Below are 16,333 nucleotides of genomic sequence, written 5' to 3' on the forward strand. Positions count from 1 at the left end.
GAGGTCAGGCGTCGCCGGTCGTGGAGCCGCGCACGACGAGCCGGGGCGGCGAGAGCTCCGGGCCCTGCGCGGGGCGCCCGTCGATGGCGGCGAGCAGCAGCTCCGCGGCGCGCTGGCCGAGCCGGTCGAGCTGCGGGTCCACGGTGGTGAGCGGGGGGCGGCTGGCGAGCGCCATGACGTCCCAGTCGTCGTACCCCGTGACGGCCACGTCCTCGGGCACGCGCACGCCGCGGTCGCGCAGCCGGTCGCAGCCGCCGCGGGCGAGCTGGTCGGACGCGAAGGCGATCGCGTCGACGGGGAGCGGGTCGCCGGGGCGGTGGTCGCCGAGCACGAGGTCGACGGCGAGCCGGCCCCAGCGCTCCGACCACTCGCCGAACAGCGGCTCGCCCACGAGCTCGTGCCCGTGCCCCGCGAGCGCCGTCGTCAGCGCCCCGTGGCGCAGGGTCGACGCGGCCTGGTCGCCGCGCCCGCCGACGTACGCGACCCGGCGCCGGCCGAGCGAGAGCAGGTGCGCGGCGACGGCGGACATCCCGGCGGCGTCGTCCGGCACGACGGACGCGTCCTGCGGGTCCTGCGACGGCGAGTACGCGTAGACCACGGGCATCGGCACCTGGATCGGCGGGCGCGGGTCGGTGGTGCGGCCGGTGACGATGATGCCGTCCACGCGGCGGGCGACCAGGCTGCGCACGTGGTGCTGCTCGCGCACCGGGTCGTGCCGGGCCGTGGCGAGCAGCGCGGAGATCTGCCCGCCGACAAGGGCGTTCTCGGCGCCGAGCACCACGGGCAACGAGAAGCGCCCGGCGGAGTCCGTGCTGAGCAGGCCGACGGTGAAGCTGCGGCGCGCCGACAGCGAGCGCGCCTGGGCGTCGGGGACGAACCCCAGCCGCTCCGCCGCCTCCCGGACCCGCGCGCGTGTCGTGGGGCGCAGGGAGCCCGTGTCGTTCAGGGCTTTCGAGACGGTGCTGGGGGACACCCCTGCCAGCGCGGCCACGTCGGTGATCCGCACGACGCCCGGAGCCTCCGCCATGAGACCTCCTCGAAGTTTTCCTGTCGTTCCGCCGAACGGCGGGCGGCTGGGTCGATGGTACGCGATTCCGCCTGTCGAATTGGTGGTTGACGGCTTCGGCGACGCTCCCTACGGTAAGGAAAACGGATTCCTAGTTTCCTTCCTCAAGGGAGAGGTGCATGACGACGACGACGTTCCGGACCGACCGCGGGCCGGCCGAGCCCACCGCGGCGGCGATCGCGGCCCTGCGTCCGCTGGCGCCCGGCAGCGCGACCCTCGACGGCGGGCTGTGGGGCCACCGCCTCCGCGTGAACCGCGAGGCCTCCGTGCCCGAGGGCCTGGGCCACCTGCGCGAGTACGGGAACCTCCGCAACCTCGAGCTCGCCGCGGGCCTCGCCGAGGGCGAGGCGACCGGCCCGATCTTCGCCGACTCCGACGTGCACAAGTGGCTCGAGGCGGCGGCCTGGGAGTACGGCCGGGAGCCCGACGAGGCGTTGCTGGCCGACATCCTCGAGGTCACGCGCGCCGTCGCCGGCGCGCAGGCCGCCGACGGCTACCTCGACTCCGTGCCGCAGCTGCGCGGCGTCCCGCGGTACTCCGACCTGCCCTGGAGCCACGAGCACTACTGCGCGGGCCACCTCATCCAGGCGGCCGTCGCGCAGGTGCGCGCCACCGGGCGGCGCGACCTGCTCGACGTCGCCGTCCGGCTCGCCGACCACCTCGTCGAGACGTTCGGCGACGGTGAGGGGCAGCTGCGCGAGGTGGACGGCCACCCCGTCGTGGAGACGGCCCTCGTCGAGCTCTACCGCGAGACGGGGACGCAGGCCTACCTCGACCTGGCGCGCTGGTTCGTCGAGGCCCGCGGCACCGGGATCATCGCGGGTCACGACAAGCAGCCCACGTACTTCTCCGACCGCGTGCGGGTCCGCGAGGCCACCACCGTCGAGGGGCACGCCGTCCGCGCCGTCTACCTGGGCGCGGGCGCCACCGACGTCGCCGTGGAGACCGGCGACCGCGAGCTGCTCGCCGCGCTGGAGCGGCAGTACGCGGCGATGGTCGACGGCAAGCAGTACCTCACCGGCGGGCTCGGCTCCCGCTGGGACGGCGAGTCGTTCGGCGACCCGCACGAGCTGCCGAACGACCGCGCCTACGCGGAGACCTGCGCGGCCATCGGCGGCGTGCAGTGGGCCTGGCGCCTGCTGCTCGCGACCGGCGACGCGCGCTACGCCGACCAGATCGAGCGCATGCTCCTCAACGGCTTCCTCGCCGGGCTCTCGCTGGGCGGCACCGAGTACTTCTACGTCAACCCGCTGCAGCTGCGCACCGGCGCGCACGCCGAGGAGGAGCGCAACCCCGCCGCGGGCCGCCGCCCGTGGTTCGGCTGCGCGTGCTGCCCGCCGAACATCATGCGCACGCTCTCCAGCCTGGAGGGCTACCTCGCGACGGTCACCGACGACGCGCTCCAGGTGCACCAGTACGCGCCCGGCGCGATCGTGGCCGACCTGCCCGCGGGCACGCTGCGCGTGCGCGTCGAGACGCACTACCCGCACGACGGCCGCGTGACGCTGCACGTCGAGGAGGCGCCCGCCGGCGCCGGCCTCGCGCTGCGCGTGCCGGGGTGGGCGCAGGGCGGCACGCTCGACGGCGCGCCGGTCGCGGCCGGCGGGTACGCCACCGTGGGCCGGGCGCTCGCGGCGGGCGACACCGTCGTCCTCGAGCTGCCGGTCGCGCCGCGACTGACGGCGGCCGACCCGCGCGTCGACGACGTGCGCGGCTGCGTCGCGATCGAGCGCGGGCCGCTCGTGTACGCCCTCGAGCAGGAGGACCAGGACCCGGGCGCCGTCGTGGACGACGTGCGGATCGACGTCGCCGGCCCGCTCGGCGAGGAGGAGCGGCCCGACCTGCTCGGCGGGGTGGTCGTCGTGACGGCCGCCGGCACGGTGCAGGGCCGCCCCGAGGGCGCCGACGGCGACGGCCCGTACCGGCCGGCGTCGGCGCCGGCACCGGAGGTCTCCGGCAGCGTCACGCTGCGGGCGGTCCCGTACCACCTGTGGGCCAACCGCGGCCCCCAGGCCATGCGGGTCTGGGTCCCGGTGGCCTGACCGGCAGCACCTCGCGCGGGGCGCCCGGCAGCGGGCGCCCCGCGGCACCCCGCGGGCACCGACGCCCGGGGGCCGGAGACGGGGCGCCCGCACGGGCGCGGAGGAGGAGAGCGATGGAGCTCACCAGACGGCAGCTGCTCGCGCTGCTCGGCGCGGGCGGCGCGGCCGCCGCCACGGGCGTGGGGCTGGCCGGCTGCGCGCGCGACGTCACCGCCGTCGACGTCGGCGCCGCCGGGTTCGGCGACGGCGCGCACGGGACGGTCGAGATGTGGTGCCGCTCGGACACGGTCAACGGCGTGCAGGCGGTCGTGGACGCGTTCCACGCGGCGCAGGACCGCATCCGCGTCGACCTCACGCCGATCCAGAACGGCCAGTACGTCACCAAGGTCGCCACCGCGATCCGCGGCGGACGGGTGCCCGACGTCATCGACATCGACGACATCTACTCGACGATGTTCGCGTTCCGCGACGTGTTCACCGACCTCACGCCGCTGGTCGAGGACCTCGCCCTCGGCGACACCCTCAGCCCCGGCCACCTGGCCCTCGCCACCAAGGACGGCCGGAACTACGGGGTCCCGTTCCTGGGCGACTTCTCCGTGCTGTTCTGCAACACGGAGCTGTTCGACCGGGCGGGGCTGGACGTCGACGAGCACACGGCGTCGTTCGACGGGATCCTCGAGGCCGCGCGCGCGATCTCCGCGCTCGACGACGACACGTACGGCTGGTCGTTCCCGGGCAACGCGTCCGGCGCGCTCGGGTTCACGGTGCAGCCGCACGTGTGGGCCACGGGCACCGACCTCATCGAGGGCGAGGTGGGCGACCAGCGGGGGAACGTCGCGGGCAACGACGCCCTGCGCCGCACCCTCGACCTCGAGCGCACCCTGTGGGAGGAGAAGCTGGTGCCCTCCGGCTGCTTCTCCGACGACGCGTCGCGGTGGTCGGCCGACTACGTCGCCGGGCGGCTCGGGATGTTCCCCGCCGGGTACGGCGTGGTGGCGCCCAACGCGTCGCCCGAGCTGCTGGAGCGCAGCCGCGTGGTGCTGCTGCCCGGTCCGGACGGCGGCCGCGCCTTCTTCGACGGCGGCGACAACCTGTGCATGCCCGAGGGCGGGAAGAACCCGGAGGCGGCCACCGAGCTCATCCGGTTCGCCGTCGCCCTCGAGCAGCAGTCCCGGATGCCCGACGGGTTCTACTCGCCGATCCGCTCCGACGTCGTGACGCCCCAGTTCGACGCCGCGCACCCGCTCGTCGTGCCGACGCTGACGTCGCTCGACTCCGGGTACGCCCCCACCACGCTCGCCTACAACCTCATCTACAACCAGCAGGACGGGCCCTGGCTGCGGATGTTCCGCCGGGCCGTCTTCGACGGGGAGGGCGATGCCGCCATGGACGAGGCCCAGACCACGTACGACCGCATCCTGCGGCAGGCCCAGGCATGAGCGCCCCTGCCGTCGCACAGACCGGCCCCGCCGCGGGCCGGGCGCGCCCGGACGGCGCCCGTCGCCCCGCCCGCCGCCGCCACGGCACCCTCACGCACCCCGCCCGCACCGGCCTGCTGCTCGTCGCTCCGGCCGTCGCGTTCGTCGTGGTGTTCGTGCTCGTGCCGCTCGTCTCCGCCGTGGGGATCTCGTTCACGAACCTCCCGCTGATCGGGCCGTGGCGGTTCATCGGCCTGGAGAACTACGCGTCGGTGCTCACCGACCCCACGTTCTGGCGGGCCGTCGGGTACACGCTGCTGTACACGGCGATCGTCACGCTGCCGATCCTCGCGCTCGGCTACGCGCTGGCCGTGGTCGTCCGGTCGAACCGGCGCGGCGCCACCCTGCTGCGCACGATCTTCTTCGTCCCGTACGTCATCGGCCTCACGACGCTCAGCTTCCTCATGCTTCTCGAGGCGCAGCCGAACAGCGGCATGGTCAACGTCGTCCTCAAGACGCTCGGGATCACCGACGGCACGACGGCGTGGCTGGTCGACGGCCCGCTCGCCACGGGGCTCCTGTGCGTCATGGTGATCTGGGCCGTCTCGGGCCTCACGATGGTGCTGCTCATGTCCGGGATGCAGGGCATCCCGCGCGAGGTCTACGAGTCGGCCGAGCTGGACGGCGCGTCCTGGTGGGTCCGGGAGCGCACGATCACGGTCCCCATGCTGCGGCGCACCATCGCCATGACCGTCGTGCTGTCGGTCATCGGGTCGCTGCTGGCGTTCACGCAGTTCTACATCCTGACCCAGGGCGGCCCCGGTTCCGACACCACCACCGTCGTGATGGCGATCTACCGACGGGCGTTCGTGCAGCTGCAGCTGGGGGCGGCGACGGCGATGTCGCTCGTCCTGGTCGTCATCACCGGACTGGTCACCGCGGCGCAGTTCTGGCTGCTGCGGGAGAGGAGCTGACATGGCGGGCACGGCAAGCATCGTGGACACCACCGCAGCGGCGGCGAGCGCCACGGCGCCCCGCGGCTCCTCCTCCGGCGGCGCCCGGCCGGCGTCCGGCCCCGAGCGCGACACCCGCGTGCGCCGCACGCTGTACGCCGTGGGCGGCACGCTCGCCGCGCTCGTCTTCGTGGTGCCGCTGCTCCTCGCGCTCGTCCGGGCCGGCCAGCCCGGCGACGTCGTCGTCGCCGCGCCCGACGGTCGCTTCCTCGACCTGTCGTGGGGCAACTTCCAGCTGATCCTCGACCAGCCGGCGATCTGGCGCGGCATCGTGAACTCGGTCGTCGTGTCCCTCTCGACGGCGGTGCTCACGGCCGTGCTCGCGACGCTCGCCGGCTACGGGTTCGCCAAGTTCGGCTTCCGTGGCCGGGGCCTGCTGTTCGGGCTGGTCCTGGTGACGCTCATGGTGCCGTTCCAGGCGATCCTCACCCCGCTGTACCTGCAGATGAACGCGATGCGGCTCACCGACAGCCTGCTCGGCCTCGTCCTCTTCTACGTCACGGTCAACCTGCCGTTCTGCGTGTTCGTCATGCGCAACGCGTTCGAGTCGGTGCCCGGCGAGATCGAGGACTCCGCGCACGTCGACGGGGCGGGGACGTTCCGCATGATCCTCTCGGTGCTGCGGCCGCTCGTGCTGCCCGGGGCGGCGACCGCCGCGCTGTACGCGTTCCTCGCCTCGTGGACCGAGTTCCTCGGCGCGCTGACGTTCCTCACCGACTCGTCCCTGTACACGCTGCCCGTCTCGCTCGTGAACCTGCAGCAGGGTGCGTACGGGCAGGTGGACTTCGGGCTCCTGGCCGCCGGGTCCGTGGTCGCGATGATCCCGTGCGTCGTGCTCTACGTGGCCCTGCAGCGGTACTACGTGGCAGGGCTCGCGTCGGGGGCGGTCAAGGGCTGACGGCCCGGGCCCCGGGCTCAGTCGTCGAAGACGTCCCAGCAGATCGCGCTGCGGTGGCGCTGGTCCTCGAGGACCAGGTCGAGCAGCTCGGCGGGCACCCGCTCGCGCTGCCAGTCGCGCTCCCGGAGCCGGGCGGCCTCCCGCCCGGCCTCCGGGGCCGCGGCGCTCGCGGCCCGGATCGCGTAGGCGGCGGCGCCGAGGTCGTGCGCGGCGACGTGGGCAACCGCCACCGCCTGCCCGGCCGCGAGGGCGGCGAACCGCGCCGGGTCGGGCAGGCCCTTGCCGGCGGCGTTCGCGACGAAGGCCGTGCGGTGCGCCTCGCGCATCGGCACCTCGCCGCGGACCCAGCCGCGCGCCACGCCGAGGGCGTCGCGCGGGCGCGGGTCGTCGGGGCGCTCGCGCTCGAAGAGGGGCAGCACGTGTTCCGCGCAGGCCACGGCCCAGGTGGCCAGCATCTGGTGGTGGGCGTCGGTGAGCGTGCCGCCCCGGCGCACCGTGATCAGCCGGGGGTCGCGGTCGGTCGGCAGGATCGGCATCACCCCATCCTGCCCGTCGTGCCGGAGGTGCTCACGCCCGCCGCGTCAGCACGAAGGCGACGACGCCGACGGCCGTCACGCCGAGCCCCCACCAGGGCAGGCCCGCGGCCGCGGCGAGCGCGCCGGCGGCGGCGAACAGGACGACCTGCACGGTGAGCCGCCACGGCTGGGGCAGACGGTGGGCGGTGGTGCGTGCCAGCCAGCGGCCCCAGACCGTCACGGCCACCGCCGGCAGCGCGAGCAGCAGGACGAGGCCGGCCACCACGCCCGCCGCGCCGCCCCCGGTCCCGGAGCCGAGCCGCCAGCCGGCGACGGCCAGCAGCGCGAGCAGGGCGAGCTCGCACAGGAACGCGAGGAGGTCGGCCGGGCCGACGGCGCCGGGGGGAGTGGGACGGGTCGGGTCGTTCCGCGCGGGAGCGGTCATGCCGCGCACCCTAGCGGCGCCGGGGACCCGCCGTCGGGGGCGGTGCCAGGCGCCGGTAGACTGACGGCGCGCCGCGAGGCGCCCCCGCACGGACCGACGCCGGATGCCGGCACCCCGCGGTGCGGTGATCACCCGGTCCGAGCCCAGAGCTCTGCAGTACTCGCGCGACCCGAGGGAAGTTGATGACCGCCGCTGCCGACCGCGCTGAAGCCGTGTCCGCCCCCCGCCCGCAGCTCGACACCGTCGAGCGCGCCGCGTCCTCGCCCGACGAGGCCCAGCCGTTCGCGGAGCTCGGGCTCAAGCCGGACGAGTACCAGCGCATCCGCGACCTCCTGGGGCGCCGCCCCACGGCCGCCGAGCTGGCCATGTACTCCGTGATGTGGTCCGAGCACTGCTCGTACAAGTCGTCCAAGGTGCACCTGAAGAAGTTCGGCGACCGGGTCACGGACGCCATGAAGGAGCACCTGCTCGTCGGCATCGGCGAGAACGCCGGCGTCGTCGACGTCGGCGACGGCTGGGCCGTGACGTTCAAGGTCGAGTCGCACAACCACCCGTCGTTCGTCGAGCCCTACCAGGGCGCGGCCACCGGCGTCGGCGGCATCGTGCGCGACATCATCTCGATGGGCGCGCGCCCCGTGGCCGTCATGGACCAGCTCCGCTTCGGCGCCGTCGACCACCCGGACACCGCTCGCGTGGTGCACGGCGTCGTGAGCGGCGTCGGCGGCTACGGCAACAGCCTGGGGCTGCCCAACATCGGTGGCGAGCTCGTCTTCGACGGCTCCTACCAGGGCAACCCGCTCGTCAACGCGCTGTGCCTGGGCGTGCTGCGGCACGAGGACATCCACCTCGCCAACGCGTCCGGCACCGGCAACAAGGTCATCCTGTTCGGCGCCCGCACCGGCGGCGACGGCATCGGCGGCGCCTCCATCCTCGCCTCGGAGACGTTCGAGGACGGCGTCCCGGCGAAGCGGCCGAGCGTGCAGGTGGGCGACCCCTTCATGGAGAAGGTGCTCATCGAGTGCTGCCTGGAGCTCTACGCCGCCCGCGTGGTGGAGGGCATCCAGGACCTCGGGGCCGCGGGCATCTCCTGCGCCACGAGCGAGCTGGCCTCCAACGGCGACGGCGGCATGCACGTCTGGCTCGACGACGTGCTGCTGCGCGACCCCTCGCTCAACGCCGGCGAGATCCTCATGTCGGAGTCGCAGGAGCGCATGATGGCGGTGGTCACGCCCGAGAAGCTCGAGGAGTTCCTCGCGATCACCGGCAAGTGGGACGTCGAGACCGCCGTCATCGGCGAGGTCAACGGCTCCGGCCGCCTCACGATCGACCACCACGGGCAGCGGATCGTGGACGTGGACCCGAAGACCGTCGCGCACGAGGGCCCGGTCTACGAGCGCCCGTACGCCCGCCCGGCCTGGCAGGACGGCCTGCAGGCCGACACCACCGTGGCCGCCGGTCTCGCGCGCCCGACGTCGGCCGACGAGCTGCGCGCCACCGCGCTGCGCCTGCTCGCGTCGCCCAACCTCGCCTCCAAGGCGTGGGTCACGAACCAGTACGACCGCTTCGTGCAGGGCAACACCGCGCTCGCCCAGCCCGACGACGGCGGCGTGGTGCGCATCGACGAGAGCACCGGGCTCGGCGTCGCCCTCGCGACCGACGCGAACGGCCGCTACGGCAAGCTCGACCCCCGCACGGGCGCGCAGCTCGCCCTCGCGGAGGCGTACCGCAACGTCGCCACGGCCGGCGCGACGCCGCTCGCCGTGACGGACTGCCTCAACTTCGGCTCGCCCGAGCACCCGGACTCGATGTGGCAGCTCGTCGAGGCGATCGAGGGCCTGGCCGACGCCTGCCAGGAGCTCGGCGTCCCGGTCACCGGCGGCAACGTGTCGCTGTACAACGGCACGGGCGAGCCCGGCCAGGTCGACTCGTCGATCCACCCGACGCCCGTGGTCGGCGTCCTCGGCGTGATCGACGACGTGCGCACCGCGGTGCCGTCCGGCTGGCGGGCCGAGGGCCTGTCGATCCTGCTGCTCGGCCGCACGGCCGACGAGCTCGACGGCTCCGCCTGGGCCGACGTCGAGCACGGGCACCTCGGCGGCCTGCCGCCGCGCGTGGACCTGGCCGCGGAGAAGGCGCTGGCGTCCGCGCTGGTCGCGGCCCGCGAGCAGGGCCTCGTCGCCGCCGCGCACGACCTGTCCGAGGGCGGGCTCGCGCAGGCGCTGGTCGAGGCGTCGCTGCGCTACGGCGTCGGCGCGGACGTCGCGCTCGACGGCGTGACCGGCCGCGACGGCGTCTCGCCGTTCGCCGCGCTGTTCAGCGAGTCCACCGCGCGCGCCCTGGTGGCCGTCGACCTGGAGCACGAGTCGGAGCTGGTCGCGGTGGCCGAGGCCGCCGGCGTCCCGGTGCTGCGCCTCGGGCACACGGGCGGCACCGGGCTGACCGTGGCCGGCGGCTTCGACGGCGAGACCTTCACGCTGCCGCTGGACGAGGCCCGCGAGGCGCACGAGGGCACGCTGCCGCGCATCTTCGGCTGACCCCCTTCGAGCACGCGATCTCTCGCGCCATCGGGTCGGATGGCGCGAGAGATCGCGTGCTCGAAGGCCGGGCGGGAGCTCCGGGTCTCGCGGCCTGAGACGGCGTCTCGCGGCTCGGCTACAGTGCGAGGGTCGTGCGTGTCCCGTGCCGCCTCCGGGCCCCGCGGTCGCGCTCCACCACCGGGAGGAGCTCCATGGAAGACCGTCTGCAGCCCGTGTTCGCCGAGGTGCTGCGCCGCAACCCCGGCGAGGTGGAGTTCCACCAGGCCGTGCGGGAGGTCTTCGAGTCGCTCGGCCCGGTGCTGCGCAAGAACCCGCAGTACGTGGAGGCGGCCGTCCTCGAGCGCATCTGCGAGCCCGAGCGGCAGATCATCTTCCGGGTGCCGTGGGTGGACGACACAGGCCGCGTGCGGATCAACCGCGGCTTCCGCGTCGAGTACAACTCGGCCCTCGGCCCGTACAAGGGCGGCCTGCGCTTCCACCCCTCGGTGTACCTCGGGATCGTGAAGTTCCTCGGCTTCGAGCAGATCTTCAAGAACGCCCTCACCGGCCTGCCGATCGGCGGCGGCAAGGGTGGCTCCGACTTCGACCCCCGCGGCCGCTCGGACGGCGAGATCATGCGGTTCTGCCAGTCCTTCATGACGGAGCTCTACCGGCACATCGGCGAGTACACGGACGTGCCCGCCGGCGACATCGGCGTGGGCGCCCGCGAGATCGGCTACCTCTTCGGGCAGTACAAGCGGATCACCAACCGTTACGAGTCGGGCGTGCTCACCGGCAAGGGCCTCACCTGGGGCGGGTCGCTCGTGCGCCGCGAGGCCACCGGCTACGGCGCGGTGCTCTTCGCGCAGAGCATGCTCGGCACGCGCGGCGAGAGCCTCGACGGGCGGAGCGTCTCGGTGTCGGGCTCGGGCAACGTGGCGATCTACGCGGCCGAGAAGGCCCAGCAGCTCGGCGGGCGGGTCGTGACCTTCTCCGACTCCTCGGGCTACGTGGTCGACGAGGCCGGCATCGACCTCGACCTGCTCAAGGAGGTCAAGGAGGTCGAGCGCGGCCGCGTCGCGGACTACGTGCAGCGCCGCCCCGGTGCGCGCCTGGTGACCGACGGCAGCATCTGGGACGTGCCCACCGACGTCGCCCTCCCGTGCGCCACGCAGAACGAGCTCACCGAGACGGACGCGAAGCAGCTCGTCGCGAACGGCGTGCGCGCGGTGGCCGAGGGCGCCAACATGCCCACCACCCCGGCGGCGGTGGCGCTCCTGCGCGAGGCCGGCGTGCTGTTCGGGCCGGGCAAGGCCGCGAACGCGGGCGGCGTGGCGACGTCGGCGCTGGAGATGCAGCAGAACGCGTCGCGCGACTCGTGGAGCTTCGAGCACACCGAGGCGCGGCTCGCCGAGATCATGACCGGCATCCACGACCGCTGCCTCGCCACCGCCGACGCGTACGACGCCCCCGGCGACTACGTGGCCGGCGCCAACATCACAGGCTTCACCCACGTGGCCGACGCGATGATCGCCTTCGGCGTCGTCTGAGGGCGAGGCCTACGCTGGCGCCATGCGATGGCTGCCGGTGGTGCCGCGCGACGGCGGCGAGAGCGCGGGCTCGGGGATGCTCGGCGAGCTGGCCGAGATCTTCCAGCCCAGCCGCGCCCACGTGACGGCGGAGCGGGAGCGCCAGCGGCTCGACATCGTGCAGACCCCGGCGGAGGGCGCGCCGTTCGGCGTCGACCTCGACGCGGGGATCGCCTACCTTCCCGCGGCGGACACCGCGCCGCCCGAGGCGCGGACGGACGACGACGGCGCGGCCCCGGGTGGGGTCGCGCCGTCGTCGTGAGGGCCTGCCGGCCCTGGCCCGGGGTCGATCAGACCTCGGTGTTCTCCGAGGAGATCATCCAGGCCTGCTTCTCGAGGTCGGTGATGATCTCGTGCAGCAGGTCGGCGGTGGTCGGGTCCTCCGCGTCGACGTCGCCGTGCACCTCGCGCGCGACCTCGACGGTCTGCGCGACCCGCTCGACGATCGCCTCGACCGTGTCCTCGACGGACACGATGCCGGCGGGGTAGGGCGACAGGTCGGTCGTGGTGGCGACGGTCTCCGTGCGGCCGTCCGGCACCGCCTGCAGCGCCCGGAGGCGCTCGGCGACGGTGTCGCTGTGCTCGCGCGCGACGTCGACCAGCTCGTCGAGCTGGAGGTGCAGGTCGCGGAAACCGCGGCCGGTCACGTTCCAGTGGGCCTGCTTGCCCTGGACGTGCAGGTCGACCAGCGCGACGAGGACCCGCTGCAGGTGGGCGCGGAGCGTGTCGGACGCCTCGGCGCGGGGGGTGTGGCGCTTCATCGTGGGTGCGGTCATGGTGCGCTCGCTTCCTCGGGGATCCGTCCGGAACCTAGGGCGGGTCACCCGCGTGCTCGTCGTGTCGTCCTGACGAACGACCCGTTCTCTTGAACCATTCCAGACTAGGGACCGATCGGCAGGTCTGCCAGCAAGGACAGGCAGGCCTTCGGTCCGGGGCCGGTCCCCGAGGCTGCGCCGGGCCGGGCCGTGCGGGGCCGGCTCAGCCGGCGCCGGTGACGGCGTCGAGCACCGCGTCCGCGAAGCCGCCGCCCGGCTCCGGGGCGTGGCCCGCTCCCGCGATCGACCACAGCTCGACGCCCGAGCCCGGCGTGCAGCCGGACCAGGTCGTGACGGTGGTCTCCGCGCCGGGGGACGTCGTCCAGAGGTCGCGCGACCGCGGGGCGACGGCCGGCCCGGCGGCGCAGCCGTCGATCCTCGCCCAGGCGGACGCGGACTCGGCGGCCGACGGGTAGGTGTGCCCGTCCCGGCGCCCGCCGGCGGCGCCGATGACATCGTCGGCGGTGCCGTGCGCCTGGACGACGGTCACCGGCCCGGAGGGGCGGCAGGCGTCGTCGGCGGCCGGCATCGCGCCGGCGAGCGAGACCACGACCGAGACGAGGTCGGCGTGGTCGCAGGCCGTTCGGTACGCCATGAAGCCGCCGTTGGAGTACCCGACGACCGCGACGCGGGCGGGGTCGACGGCGTAGGTCGCGGCGAGCGTGCGGATCACCAGGGCCAGGTAGTCGGAGTCGTCGACGTCGGCCCGGTCGCGCCCGCAGCAGGCGTCGCTCGCGTTCCAGAACCGCCGCCCGTCGGCGTCCAGGGTGCCCTCGGGGACGGCGTACAGCACGCCGCGCGCCGCGGCCTCCTCGCGGAGCCCCAGCTGGGCGTCGACGCGGGCGGGGTCGGAGCCGAACCCGTGCAGGAGGACCAGCAGCGGCACCGGCTCGTCCGGGTCGGCGGCCGGGGGGACCCCGAGGTCCACCGGCCGTCCGCCGATCTCCATGACGCCCCGCGCTCCCGCGGGGGGAGCCTCCGCGGCCGCGAGCACGAGCGCCGGCTCCGCGGTGGGCGGCGACGCGGGCGACCCGCACGCGGCCGCGAGCAGGATCGCGAGGGCGACGGCGGCCGACCGGATCCGGCGGGAGACGGGCATGCCGCAGATTCTCGCGTACGGGACGCCGTGGGCCTAGGCTGAAAACGGACCGGTGGAGGTGCTCCGATGACGGTGCAGCTGACGCTCGCGGTGGTGACGCTCGCGCTGGTCGCGACGGTCGCCGTCCGGTCCTGGCTGTGCTCGGACGACCACCGGAGAGCGGTCTCGCGGCGCCGCCGTCGTCGCCGGGCCGTCGGCGACCCGTTGGTGACGCTCATGGTCCAGGTGCGGCTGGGCGAGCTGGCGCGCGAGCTGCGCGCCATCGACGACGACCCTCTGGTGTTCGCGCGCGCCCACCACGCCCGCGCCGCCCAGGGGGCGTACGACGCCCTGCTGCGCGAGGCCTGCCGCCTCGCCGGGCTGAGCGTCGTCGACCTGCCGATGCGCGCGGGGGAGCGTGCCGAGTCCGCGGAGCGGATGCGCGAGGAGCTGGAGCTCAGCTCCCGCGGCTGGTCCTGGTAGCTGCCGAGATAGAGAAGGCGAACCCGCGAGATAGAGAAGCCCGGACGGGCCGCGCTGGCTGCGGCCCGTCCGGGCTTCTCTATCTCGCGGGTTCGCCTTCTCTATCTCGGCGTTCCGTGCGCTCTACCTCGGCGTCAGAGGGCCTCGAGCGCCGTGTTGAACGTGGCGGACGGGCGCATCACCGCGGCGGCCTTGGCGGCGTCGGGGCGGTAGTAGCCGCCGACGTCGGCGGGCGAGCCCTGCACGCCGACGAGCTCGTCGACGATCGTCTGCTCCTGCTCGGCGAGCGACGCGGCCAGCGGGCCGAAGGCGGCGGCCAGCTCGGCGTCGTCCGACTGCGCGGCGAGCTCCTGCGCCCAGTACAGGGCGAGGTAGAAGTGCGAGCCGCGGTTGTCGATGCCGCCGACACGGCGCGTCGGGGACTTGTCCTGGTCGAGGAACGTGCCCGTGGCGCGGTCCAGCGTGTCCGCGAGCACCTGGGCGCGCGCGTTGTCGGTGACGGTGGCCAGGTGCTCGAACGACGCGGCGAGCGCGAAGAACTCGCCGAGGGAGTCCCAGCGCAGGTAGTTCTCCGCGAGGAGCTGCTGCACGTGCTTCGGGGCCGAGCCGCCGGCGCCGGTCTCGAAGAGGCCGCCGCCGTTCATCAGCGGCACGACGGACAGCATCTTGGCGGACGTGCCCAGCTCGAGGATGGGGAACAGGTCCGTGTTGTAGTCGCGCAGCACGTTGCCGGTCACCGAGATGGTGTCCAGGCCCTGGCGGATCCGCGCGAGCGAGAACGCCGTCGCCTCGGCCGGCGCCATGACGTGGATGTCGAGGCCGTCGGTGTCGTGGTCGCCCAGGTACTGCTCCACCTTGCCGATGAGCTGCGCGTCGTGGGCGCGCTGCGCGTCGAGCCAGAACACGGCGGGGGAGCCGGTGGCGCGGGCGCGGTTGACGGCGAGCTTGACCCAGTCGCGGATGGCGACGTCCTTGGTGGTGCAGGCGCGCCACACGTCGCCGGCCTGCACGTCGTGGCTGAGCAGCACGTCGCCGGCCGCGTTCACGACCTCGACGGTGCCGTCGGCCGGGACCTCGAACGTCTTGTCGTGCGAGCCGTACTCCTCGGCCTTCTTGGCCATGAGGCCCACGTTGGGCACGGAGCCCATCGTGGCCGGGTCGAGGGCGCCGTTCGCGCGGCAGTCGTCGATGACGGTCTGGTACACGCCGGCGTACGACGAGTCGGGGATGACGGCGAGCGTGTCGTGCTCCTTGCCGTCGGGGCCCCACATGTGGCCGCCGCCGCGGATCATCGCGGGCATCGACGCGTCGATGATGACGTCGGACGGCACGTGCAGGTTGGTGATGCCGCGGTCGGAGTCGACCATGGCGAGCGCCGGGCCGTCGGCCAGGCCCTGCTCGACGGCCGCACGGATCTCCGCGCCGTCGGGCAGCGCGTCGACGGTGGCGAGCAGCCCGCCGAGGCCGTCGTTGGGGGAGACGCCCGCGGCCTTGAGCTGGTCGCCGTACTTCTCGAACAGCGAGGGGAAGAAGGCCTGCACCACGTGGCCGAAGATGATCGGGTCGGAGACCTTCATCATCGTGGCCTTGAGGTGGGCGGAGAACAGCACGCCCTCGGCCTTGGCGCGGGCGACCTGCTCGGCGAGGAAGGTGTTCAGCGCGGCGACGGACATGAACGTCGCGTCGACGACCTCGCCCTCCTCGACCTTCAGCCCGTCCTTGAGCACCGTGGTGCCCGCGGAGGTGACCAGGCGGATGGTCAGCGTGTCGGCGGCGGGGATCACGACCGACTTCTCGTGGGAGAAGAAGTCGCCGGAGCCCATCGTCGCGACGTTCGTCTTCGAGTCGGCCGACCAGGCGCCCATGCGGTGCGGGTGCGCCTTGGCGTAGTTCTTCACCGAGGAGGGGGCGCGGCGGTCCGAGTTGCCCTCGCGCAGCACCGGGTTGACCGCGGAGCCCTTGACCTTGTCGTACCGGGCGCGCACGTCCTTGGCGGCGTCGGTCTGCGGGTCCTCCGGGTAGTCCGGGATGTCGTAGCCCTGGCCCTGCAGCTCGATGATCGCGGCCTTGAGCTGCGGCACGGAGGCCGAGATGTTCGGCAGCTTGATGATGTTGGCCTCGGGGGTGGTGGCCAGCGCGCCCAGCTCGCCGAGGTCGTCGGCCACCCGCTGGTCGTCGGTCAGCCGCTCCGGGAAGAGGGCGAGGATTCGCCCGGCCAGGGAGATGTCGCGCGTCTCGAGCCGGACCCCGGCCTGGGCGGCGTACGCCTCGACGATCGGGAGGAACGAGTAGGTCGCGAGCAGCGGCGCCTCGTCGGTGTGCGTGTAGATGATCGTGGCGGCCTCGGGCCGGGACTCGGTGGTCATGCGGCGATGCTCCCTAGGCAGGGCTGTGATGGACGAGCGATTGTTTGACATCAAGATATCTGGCCGCGGCGGAGCCTGTCGAAAACGCG

The 16,333-nt window shown here is 73.9% G+C and carries 14 protein-coding genes; 8 read left to right on the top strand and 6 right to left on the bottom strand.

Going from position 1 to position 16,333, the window contains the following annotated elements:
• Nucleotides 1-4 precede the first annotated feature (4 nt).
• On the bottom strand, nucleotides 5-1,027 hold the full coding sequence (locus ACQFYA_RS03390; protein ID WP_499121581.1) for a LacI family DNA-binding transcriptional regulator: 1,023 nt from the start codon (nucleotides 1,025-1,027) through the stop codon (nucleotides 5-7).
• Between the two features lie 158 nt (nucleotides 1,028-1,185).
• Between ACQFYA_RS03390 and ACQFYA_RS03395 the strand changes: the two genes are divergently transcribed.
• The 4 genes from ACQFYA_RS03395 (at nucleotide 1,186) to ACQFYA_RS03410 (ending at nucleotide 6,437) form a co-directional block, all read left to right on the top strand.
• Nucleotides 1,186-3,108 (top strand): glycoside hydrolase family 127 protein, encoded by a 1,923-nt coding sequence (locus tag ACQFYA_RS03395; RefSeq protein WP_499121583.1) that lies wholly within the window; start codon nucleotides 1,186-1,188, stop codon nucleotides 3,106-3,108.
• Between the two features lie 113 nt (nucleotides 3,109-3,221).
• Entirely contained in the window at nucleotides 3,222-4,547 is a 1,326-nt protein-coding gene (locus ACQFYA_RS03400; RefSeq protein WP_499121584.1) for an ABC transporter substrate-binding protein, read from the top strand.
• Entirely contained in the window at nucleotides 4,544-5,500 is a 957-nt protein-coding gene (locus ACQFYA_RS03405; protein WP_499121586.1) for a carbohydrate ABC transporter permease, read from the top strand. Before ACQFYA_RS03400 ends, ACQFYA_RS03405 begins: the two co-directional genes overlap by 4 nt.
• Before the next feature lies 1 nt (nucleotide 5,501).
• Entirely contained in the window at nucleotides 5,502-6,437 is a 936-nt protein-coding gene (locus ACQFYA_RS03410) for a carbohydrate ABC transporter permease (RefSeq protein WP_499121587.1), read from the top strand.
• 17 nt (nucleotides 6,438-6,454) lie between these two features.
• On the opposite strand, the gene ACQFYA_RS03415 is transcribed toward ACQFYA_RS03410, so the two are convergent.
• Both ACQFYA_RS03415 and ACQFYA_RS03420 read right to left on the bottom strand, forming a co-directional pair.
• Nucleotides 6,455-6,973 carry a putative immunity protein gene (locus tag ACQFYA_RS03415; RefSeq protein WP_499121589.1) on the bottom strand — a complete coding sequence of 173 codons (519 nt, stop codon included), beginning with the start codon at nucleotides 6,971-6,973 and terminating at the stop codon, nucleotides 6,455-6,457.
• A 31-nt stretch (nucleotides 6,974-7,004) separates the two neighbouring features.
• On the bottom strand, nucleotides 7,005-7,397 hold the full coding sequence (locus ACQFYA_RS03420; protein ID WP_499121591.1) for a DUF2568 domain-containing protein: 393 nt from the start codon (nucleotides 7,395-7,397) through the stop codon (nucleotides 7,005-7,007).
• 182 nt (nucleotides 7,398-7,579) lie between these two features.
• On the opposite strand from ACQFYA_RS03420, the gene purL reads away from it, so the two are divergent.
• From purL to ACQFYA_RS03435, 3 genes are all read left to right on the top strand, one after another.
• Nucleotides 7,580-9,931, top strand: coding sequence for a phosphoribosylformylglycinamidine synthase subunit PurL (gene purL / locus ACQFYA_RS03425; protein ID WP_499121593.1), 2,352 nt, complete (start codon nucleotides 7,580-7,582; stop codon nucleotides 9,929-9,931).
• A 194-nt stretch (nucleotides 9,932-10,125) separates the two neighbouring features.
• Nucleotides 10,126-11,463, top strand: coding sequence for an NADP-specific glutamate dehydrogenase (gene gdhA / locus ACQFYA_RS03430; protein WP_499121595.1), 1,338 nt, complete (start codon nucleotides 10,126-10,128; stop codon nucleotides 11,461-11,463).
• A gap of 22 nt (nucleotides 11,464-11,485) precedes the next feature.
• The gene (locus ACQFYA_RS03435; RefSeq protein ID WP_499121596.1) at nucleotides 11,486-11,764 is read left to right on the top strand and encodes a DUF6191 domain-containing protein; all 279 of its coding nucleotides are present in this window, start codon (nucleotides 11,486-11,488) and stop codon (nucleotides 11,762-11,764) included.
• Nucleotides 11,765-11,792: 28 nt separating this feature from the next.
• Here ACQFYA_RS03435 and ACQFYA_RS03440 read toward each other — a convergent pair whose 3' ends face one another.
• Both ACQFYA_RS03440 and ACQFYA_RS03445 read right to left on the bottom strand, forming a co-directional pair.
• The gene (locus ACQFYA_RS03440) at nucleotides 11,793-12,278 is read right to left on the bottom strand and encodes a Dps family protein (RefSeq protein ID WP_499121597.1); all 486 of its coding nucleotides are present in this window, start codon (nucleotides 12,276-12,278) and stop codon (nucleotides 11,793-11,795) included.
• 202 nt (nucleotides 12,279-12,480) lie between these two features.
• Nucleotides 12,481-13,416 carry a CE1 family esterase gene (locus ACQFYA_RS03445; protein WP_499121598.1) on the bottom strand — a complete coding sequence of 312 codons (936 nt, stop codon included), beginning with the start codon at nucleotides 13,414-13,416 and terminating at the stop codon, nucleotides 12,481-12,483.
• Between the two features lie 66 nt (nucleotides 13,417-13,482).
• Between ACQFYA_RS03445 and ACQFYA_RS03450 the strand changes: the two genes are divergently transcribed.
• Complete coding sequence (locus ACQFYA_RS03450; RefSeq protein ID WP_499121599.1) at nucleotides 13,483-13,878, top strand: hypothetical protein; 396 nt, start codon at nucleotides 13,483-13,485, stop codon at nucleotides 13,876-13,878.
• A gap of 134 nt (nucleotides 13,879-14,012) precedes the next feature.
• Here the strand turns inward: ACQFYA_RS03450 and ACQFYA_RS03455 are convergent, their stop codons facing one another.
• Nucleotides 14,013-16,244, bottom strand: a complete 2,232-nt coding sequence (locus ACQFYA_RS03455) for an NADP-dependent isocitrate dehydrogenase (protein WP_499121600.1) — start codon at nucleotides 16,242-16,244, stop codon at nucleotides 14,013-14,015.
• Nucleotides 16,245-16,333: the final 89 nt, after the last annotated feature.

This window comes from Promicromonospora sp. Marseille-Q5078, from assembly GCF_050315395.1.
In the GTDB taxonomy this organism is placed as follows: domain Bacteria; phylum Actinomycetota; class Actinomycetes; order Actinomycetales; family Cellulomonadaceae; genus Isoptericola.

What these genes read in the sequence shown, in the direction of transcription:
- ACQFYA_RS03390 (WP_499121581.1), bottom strand. Translation starts at nt 1,027, where the DNA reads ATGGCGGAGGCTCCGGGCGTCGTGCGGATCACCGACGTGGCCGCGCTG.
- ACQFYA_RS03395 (WP_499121583.1), top strand. Translation starts at nt 1,186, where the DNA reads ATGACGACGACGACGTTCCGGACCGACCGCGGGCCGGCCGAGCCCACC.
- ACQFYA_RS03400 (WP_499121584.1), top strand. Translation starts at nt 3,222, where the DNA reads ATGGAGCTCACCAGACGGCAGCTGCTCGCGCTGCTCGGCGCGGGCGGC.
- ACQFYA_RS03405 (WP_499121586.1), top strand. Translation starts at nt 4,544, where the DNA reads ATGAGCGCCCCTGCCGTCGCACAGACCGGCCCCGCCGCGGGCCGGGCG.
- ACQFYA_RS03410 (WP_499121587.1), top strand. Translation starts at nt 5,502, where the DNA reads ATGGCGGGCACGGCAAGCATCGTGGACACCACCGCAGCGGCGGCGAGC.
- ACQFYA_RS03415 (WP_499121589.1), bottom strand. Translation starts at nt 6,973, where the DNA reads ATGCCGATCCTGCCGACCGACCGCGACCCCCGGCTGATCACGGTGCGC.
- ACQFYA_RS03420 (WP_499121591.1), bottom strand. Translation starts at nt 7,397, where the DNA reads ATGACCGCTCCCGCGCGGAACGACCCGACCCGTCCCACTCCCCCCGGC.
- purL (WP_499121593.1), top strand. Translation starts at nt 7,580, where the DNA reads ATGACCGCCGCTGCCGACCGCGCTGAAGCCGTGTCCGCCCCCCGCCCG.
- gdhA (WP_499121595.1), top strand. Translation starts at nt 10,126, where the DNA reads ATGGAAGACCGTCTGCAGCCCGTGTTCGCCGAGGTGCTGCGCCGCAAC.
- ACQFYA_RS03435 (WP_499121596.1), top strand. Translation starts at nt 11,486, where the DNA reads ATGCGATGGCTGCCGGTGGTGCCGCGCGACGGCGGCGAGAGCGCGGGC.
- ACQFYA_RS03440 (WP_499121597.1), bottom strand. Translation starts at nt 12,278, where the DNA reads ATGACCGCACCCACGATGAAGCGCCACACCCCCCGCGCCGAGGCGTCC.
- ACQFYA_RS03445 (WP_499121598.1), bottom strand. Translation starts at nt 13,416, where the DNA reads ATGCCCGTCTCCCGCCGGATCCGGTCGGCCGCCGTCGCCCTCGCGATC.
- ACQFYA_RS03450 (WP_499121599.1), top strand. Translation starts at nt 13,483, where the DNA reads ATGACGGTGCAGCTGACGCTCGCGGTGGTGACGCTCGCGCTGGTCGCG.
- ACQFYA_RS03455 (WP_499121600.1), bottom strand. Translation starts at nt 16,244, where the DNA reads ATGACCACCGAGTCCCGGCCCGAGGCCGCCACGATCATCTACACGCAC.